This is a genomic window from Streptomyces milbemycinicus (genome assembly GCF_002154605.1).
GTDB lineage: Bacteria > Actinomycetota > Actinomycetes > Streptomycetales > Streptomycetaceae > Streptomyces > Streptomyces milbemycinicus.
In genome coordinates, this window is the sequence record NZ_MUNE01000096.1 from 1 (window position 1) to 6,698 (window position 6,698).

General features: G+C 72.3%; 4 protein-coding genes. 1 reads left to right on the plus strand and 3 read right to left on the minus strand.

The window, feature by feature from the left end:
- Positions 1–33: 33 nt before the first annotated feature.
- Complete coding sequence (locus CCN51_RS08605) at positions 34–534, minus strand: ATP-binding protein (RefSeq protein ID WP_055413907.1); 501 nt, start codon at positions 532–534, stop codon at positions 34–36.
- Positions 535–685: 151 nt separating this feature from the next.
- On the opposite strand from CCN51_RS08605, the gene CCN51_RS08610 reads away from it, so the two are divergent.
- Positions 686–3,856: an alpha-mannosidase gene (locus tag CCN51_RS08610; protein WP_014175580.1), complete on the plus strand. Its 3,171-nt coding sequence runs from the start codon at positions 686–688 to the stop codon at positions 3,854–3,856.
- Positions 3,857–3,876: 20 nt separating this feature from the next.
- Here the strand turns inward: CCN51_RS08610 and CCN51_RS08615 are convergent, their stop codons facing one another.
- The gene (locus CCN51_RS08615) at positions 3,877–5,619 is read right to left on the minus strand and encodes a pyruvate dehydrogenase (RefSeq protein WP_014175581.1); all 1,743 of its coding nucleotides are present in this window, start codon (positions 5,617–5,619) and stop codon (positions 3,877–3,879) included.
- A gap of 82 nt (positions 5,620–5,701) precedes the next feature.
- Positions 5,702–6,698 (minus strand): protein phosphatase 2C domain-containing protein (locus CCN51_RS08620; RefSeq protein WP_143675749.1); only part of this gene is annotated, 997 nt, incomplete at its 5' end.

The window sequence follows — 6,698 nt, forward strand, 5'->3', positions numbered from 1 at the left end:
CCCGTCTCCTCTCCCGCCCCCGCTCGGCGTGTCTCATCCACGCCCCGCGTCCGGTCCGAACCGCGCGTCGAGCTCGAACCAGACCGCCTTCCCCACACCGTGGGCCCGCACCCCCCACGCATCCGCGAGCATATGCACCAGCAGCAGTCCGCGCCCGGATGTGCCCTCCTCGGCCGCATGCGTACGCAGCGTCGGATGCCGGGAGACGAAGTCCCGCACCTCCACCCGTAATCGGCCGCCGACCAGCGCATCGGACCCGTCGCCGAGCGTGGCCGTGATGTGCGCCCCGCGGTCGGTGTGCACCAGCGCGTTGGTGACCAGCTCGCTGATGAGCAGTTCGGCCAGGTCCCTCCTGCTCGGCTCGCCCCAGTACCGCAGCAGTTCGCGCAGGGCCGCACGGATTTCCGCCACCCGGGACAGCTCACCGCCGTGCAATCGCCGGCTGAGGGCCGGGTCCCACTCGCTCTCGATGGCCACCGCCCCCGCTTCCGGCCGCCCGGCCGTCCCGCCCCGCCGTGAAGGCTGACGCTTCATCCTCCCCCGCCCCGGCCGCACACGGCGCGGCCAGTGTCGAAATGTCGTCGAACACGCTCACGGAATGCATTCCCGCGTGTGGGTGCCCACACACCGCGGGAAATGATCGGGGAGTTGATCCACCGAGCGCCGATGCCTAGGAGAGCCGCGTATGCACGACGACCGATCGCTGGTGGAAGGGCGCCTTGACCGGGCGTTGCGCCAGTTCATCAGGCCCGCCCAGTACACGGCGCGCACCCCGCTCACGCTGACCGCGTGGCGCACCCCGGGCGAGCCGGTCCCGGTGGGCGACGCGCTGAAGGGGTCGTACGAGCCCTTCGAGACCGGCACCGAGTGGGGCTCGCCGTGGTCGACCTGGTGGTTCCGGCTGGAGGGCGAGGTGCCGTCGGCGTGGGCGGGGCGGCGGGTCGAGGCCGTCATCGACCCGGGCTTCACCGGGGATGGGCCCGGCTTCCAGGCCGAGGGGCTGGTGTACGACGCGGAAGGGGTGCCGATCAAGGGCATCCATCCGCGTAACCGCCATATCCCCGTCGCCGCCCCGGCGGCCGGCGGTGAGCCGGTGCGGCTGCTGCTGGAGGCGGCCGCCAATCCGGCCATGCTGCGCGACGGCTTCGAGCCGACCTGGCTGGGCGATGTGCTGACTGCCGGGGACCGGCTGCTGTACCGCTTCGCCTCGGCCGACCTCGCCGTGCTGAACGAGGAGGTCTGGCATCTGGTGCTGGACATCGAGGTGCTGTCGGAGCTGATGCGCGAGCTCCCCGCGGACCGGCCGCGGCACCACGAAATACTGCGTGCGCTGGAGAACATGCTGGACGCGCTGGACCTCCACGATGTGCCGGGCACCGCCGCGGCCGGGCGCGCCGCGCTGACCGAGGTGCTCAGCCGCCCCGCGAACGCCAGCGCACACCGCGTGTCGGCGGCCGGGCACGCCCATATCGACTCGGCGTGGCTGTGGCCGCTGCGCGAGACCGTCCGCAAGGCGTCCCGGACCTTCGCCAATGTCACCGCGCTCGCGCGCGACTACCCGGAGCTGGTCTTCGCCTGCTCGCAGGCGCAGCAGTACGCATGGGTCAAGGAGCACCAGCCGCACATCTGGGAGCGGATCAAGAAGGCCGTGGCCGACGGCAACTGGGCGCCGGTCGGCTCGATGTGGGTCGAGTCCGATGCCAACATGCCCGGCGGTGAGGCGCTGGCCCGGCAGATCGTGCACGGCAAGCGGTTCTTCCTGGAGGAGCTGGGGGTGGACACCGAGGAGATCTGGCTGCCGGACTCCTTCGGCTACACGGCCGCCTTCCCTCAGCTGGCGAAGCTCGCGGGGGTGCGGTGGTTCCTCACCCAGAAGCTGTCCTGGAACCAGACGAACAAGATGCCGCACCACACCTTCTGGTGGGAGGGCATCGACGGCACCCGGGTGTTCACCCACTTCCCGCCGGTCGACACCTACAACGCCGAGTTCCATGCTCACGAACTCGCCCACGCCGAGAAGAACTTCGCCGAGAAGGGGCTGGCGACCCGCTCCCTCGTCCCCTTCGGCTTCGGCGACGGCGGTGGCGGCCCCACCCGCGAGATGCTGGAGAAGGCGCGGCGGCTCACGTCGCTCGAGGGCTCGCCGCGGGTGGAGATCGAGCGGCCGTCGGCGTTCTTCACCGAGGCGGAGCGGGAGTACGGGGCCAAGGCACCGGTGTGGTCGGGCGAGCTGTATCTGGAGACGCACCGGGCGACGTACACCACACAGGTCAAGACCAAGCAGGGCAACCGGCGCAGCGAGCATCTGCTGCGGGAGGCGGAGCTGTGGGCGGCGGCCGCCGCGCTGCGCTCCCCCGGGTACGCCTATCCGTACGACGACCTGGACCGGATCTGGAAGACGGTGCTGCTGCACCAGTTCCATGACATCCTGCCGGGCTCCTCGATCGCCTGGGTGCACCGCGAGGCGAGCGACACCTATGAGCGGGTCCGCACCGAGCTGGAGCTGATCATCGCGACGGCGGTCGGTGCGCTCGGCGGCGCGCCGGACGGGCCGGTGGTGCTGAACGCGTCCCCGTACGAGCGCGCCGAGGTCGTCACGCTCGACGCGCCGACGGCGGCGGCCCTCCCGGAAGGCGCGGCGGTCCAGCCGCTGGAGGACGGGCGCGCCGCGGTCGCGGTGCGGCTGGCTGCGCTGGGCGCGTCGGCCGTGCACCCCGACACGCCGGGGGCGGCGGCCGAGCCCCAGGCGCCGGTCAGCGCGCTGAGCGACGGACGCACCATCGTCCTGGACAACGATCTGCTGCGGGTGGTCATCGACGGCGACGGGCTGCTGACCTCCGTACGGGACCTCGCCGCCGACCGGGAGCTGATCGCGCCCGGCGCCCGCGGCAACCTCCTCCAGCTGCACCCCGACCACCCGAATGAATATGACGCCTGGGACATCGACCGGCACTACCGCCGGGCCCACACCGACCTCACCGACGCCGAGTCCGTCGAGCTGGTCGAGTCCGGGCCGCTGCGCGCCGCGGTCCGGGTGGTGCGCGCCTTCGGCGCGTCGGGGGCCTCCCGCGTCACCCAGGAGATCCGGCTCAGCCAGGGCAGCCGCCGGGTGGACATCACCACCGAGGTGGACTGGCAGGAGTCGGAGAAGGTCCTCAAGGCCGCGTTCCCGCTGGACATCCACGCCAAGGTGTCCACTTCCGAGATCCAGTTCGGGCATGTGGACCGTGCCACCCACACCAACACCAGCTGGGACGCGGCCCGGTTCGAGATCTGCGCCCACCGCTGGCTGCGGGTCGCCGAGCCCGGCTATGGCGCGGCGCTGCTCAACGACTCGACGTACGGCCACGATGTGACCCGTACGGAGCACCCGGTCGATGGCGAGGGCGGCGGCGAGGGCGGTCCGGTGCTGGGCACGACGGTGCGGCTGACCCTGCTGCGCGCCCCGCACAGCCCCGACCCCGAGACCGACCTCGGCACCCACCGCTTCGCGTATGCGCTGCTGCCCGGCGCCGAGGTGGGCGACGCGGTCGCCGAGGGCCTGGCGCTCAACCTGCCGCTGCGCGCCCTGCCCGCGGGTCCGGTGCTCCCGTCCCTGATCGGCGTCGACAACCCCGCGATCACCGTCGAGTCCGTCAAGCTGGCGGAGGACCGTGGCGGCGATGTGGTGGTCCGGCTGTACGAGTCGCGCGGCGGGCGCGCGTCCGCCACGCTGACCACCGGCTTCCCGGTGGTCAGCGCCCAGGTGACGGACCTGATTGAGCGGCCGCTGCACGAGGCGGCCACCGGCGAGGGCGGGCTGGCCCTGAGCCTGCGCCCGCACGAGATCCTGACCCTCAGGCTCACGCCCGCGTAGGCGCGCGACAGGCGGCGGGGTCAGGGCCGGGGCAGGTTCCGCAGATTCGCGCGGGCCAGTTGCACCATCCGGCCCACCCCGCCGTCCAGCACGATCTTGCTCGCGGACAGCGCGAAGCCGGTCACCATCTCGGCCCGGATCTTCGGCGGGATGGACAGCGCGTTGGGATCGGTGACCACATCCACCAGCGCGGGCCCCTTGTAGCGGAAGGCGGCCCGCAGCGCCGCCCGCAGATGCTTGGGCTTCTCCACCCGCTCGCCGTACGCCCCGGCGGCGCGGGCGATCTCCGCGAAGTCGGGGTTCAGATTGGTGGTGCCGTACGCGGGCAGGCCCGAGACCATCATCTCCAGCTCGACCATGCCGAGCGCGGAGTTGTTGAAGAGCACCACCTTCACCGGCAGGTCGTACTGGACGAGGGTGAGGAAGTCGCCCATCAGCATGGCGAAACCGCCGTCGCCCGACATCGAGACGACCTGGCGGCGGCGGTCGAGGAACTGGGCGCCGATCGCCTGCGGCACCGCGTTGGCCATCGAGCCATGGGTGAACGAGCCGATCACCCGGCGCCGGCCGTTGGGCGTCAGATAGCGGGCCGCCCACACATTGCACATACCGGTGTCGACGGTGAACACCGCGTCCGGGGCCGCCTCATCGTCCAGCACCGACGCCACATACTCCGGGTGGATCGGAATGTGCCTGTCCACCCGGCGGGTGTACGCCTTGACCACGCCCTCCAGCGCGTCCGCGTGCTTCTTCAGCATCCGGTCCAGGAATCTGCGGTCCTTCTTGACGCGCACCTTCGGCGTCAGACAGGTCAGCGTCTCGCGCACATCGCCCCACACCGCCAGGTCGAGTTTGGAGCGGCGGCCCAGATGCTCGGGGCGGACGTCGATCTGCACGGTCTTCACATCGTCGGGCAGAAAGGCGTTGTACGGGAAGTCGGTGCCCAGCAGGATCAGCAGATCGCATTCGTGGGTGGCCTCGTACGCCGCGCCGTAGCCGAGCAGCCCGCTCATGCCTACATCGTACGGATTGTCGTACTGGATCCACTCCTTGCCCCGCAGCGCATGCCCCACCGGGGCCTTCACCTGCTCGGCGAAGGCCATCACCTCGGCGTGCGCCCCGGCCGTGCCGCTGCCGCAGAACAGCGTCACCCGGTCGGCCGCGTCCACCATCCGGGCGAGCGCGTCGATCTCCGCGTCGCCGGGGCGCACCGAGGGGCGGGAGGTGACCAGGGCGTGCTCCTCGGCCCGCTCGGGCGCCGGGAGCGCCGCGATATCGCCGGGCAGCGCCACCACGCTGACGCCGCTGCGGCCGATCGCGTGCTGGATCGCGGTCTGCAGCACGCGCGGCATCTGCCGCGGGTTGGAGATCAGCTCGCAGTAGTGGCTGCACTCGTTGAACAGCCGGTCGGGGTGGGTCTCCTGGAAGTAGCCGCTGCCGATCTCGCTGCTGGGGATGTGCGAGGCCAGGGCGAGCACCGGGGCCATCGAGCGGTGCGCGTCGTACAGGCCGTTGATCAGATGCAGATTGCCGGGGCCGCAGGACCCGGCGCACGCCGCGAGGCGGCCGGTGAGCTGCGCCTCGGCCCCGGCGGCGAAAGCCGCCGACTCCTCGTGGCGGACCTGGATCCAGTCGATGGCCGCGTTGCGGCGGACCGCGTCCACGACCGGGTTGAGGCTGTCCCCCACGACCCCGTACAGCCGCTGCACCCCGGCGCGCGCAAGGAGATCCACAAACTGCTCGGCCACGGTTTGCTTGCCCATCGCGCGCCCTTCCGTCCGGGTCATGGCTGCGTATGCCGGTAAACCGGCGGCATACGGCTCCATCAACCCATGGACCGCGCGCTCACGCCTCCCAGACGGCGGCCGCCGTACGGTCGTCGGCGTAGCCGTTCACCCGTGTCCGGGTGTCCGCGAGGAACGCGGCGAGCCCCGGCGGCTCGCCCTGTGCCCAGCGTTCCGCCAGGTGTCCGGCGAGTTCGGGCCGGCCGCGCAGCGGCTCGGCAAGCCCGCCGCCGCACATCAGCAGCACATCGCCCGGCCGGGCTACAGAGGCCCGGAAACGGAACGGGGCGGCGGCCGGGACCGGGGCCGGACCCGGGGCGGGGCCGGTGCCCGGTGTGGCGATCCCGAAGCTCATCGTCGCGGGCGCGTCGGTGGCCTGTGTCGCGGGCCGTGCCGTACCGCCGAACCCGACCACGGGGCCGCCCACGGTGTCCTGTTCCGGCCCGGGCGGCTCCAGGTCCTGCCAGGCGCCCGCGCGCAACCGGAAGACGCCGCCGTCGCCCGCACCGAAGAACACCCGGGTACGGCAGGCGGGGTCGGCGGGCAGCAGCAGACAGCGCAGCGCGGCGGTGTACTCGGCCGGGTCCACACCCAGCTCGGCCGCGCGGGCCCGCAGGCGCCCCAGGCCACGGTCGGTGAGCCGGTGCAGCCCGGACTTGAGCGCACTGCGGTTTCCGGTGCGCAGGTCGTCCATTAATCGCGCATGGCTGCGGCCGACCGCGCCGCCGATCCACTCACACAACTCACGCGCCGCCCGCTGCGCCCCCTCGGCACTCCCCGCACCCCCTGCGCCACTCGCGCCACTCGCGAGCGCCACCATCACCAACGCCCCGGGCCCCGCCCCGAACCGCGCCGTCAGCAACGCGTCCCGCCGAGGCTCCCCGCTCCGGCGAGCCGACTCGCCACGGGAGGAGACCGCCCGCAGCGTGGCGGCCCCGCACCGGGCGCCGTCCAACACGGTGTCGGGCACGAGGTCGGCCAACTCGTACGGCTCGGCGAGTGGCAGCTCGACCGGCTCATCGCTGTACGCGGGGGGTTGTGGTTGGGGCGGCTGGGGT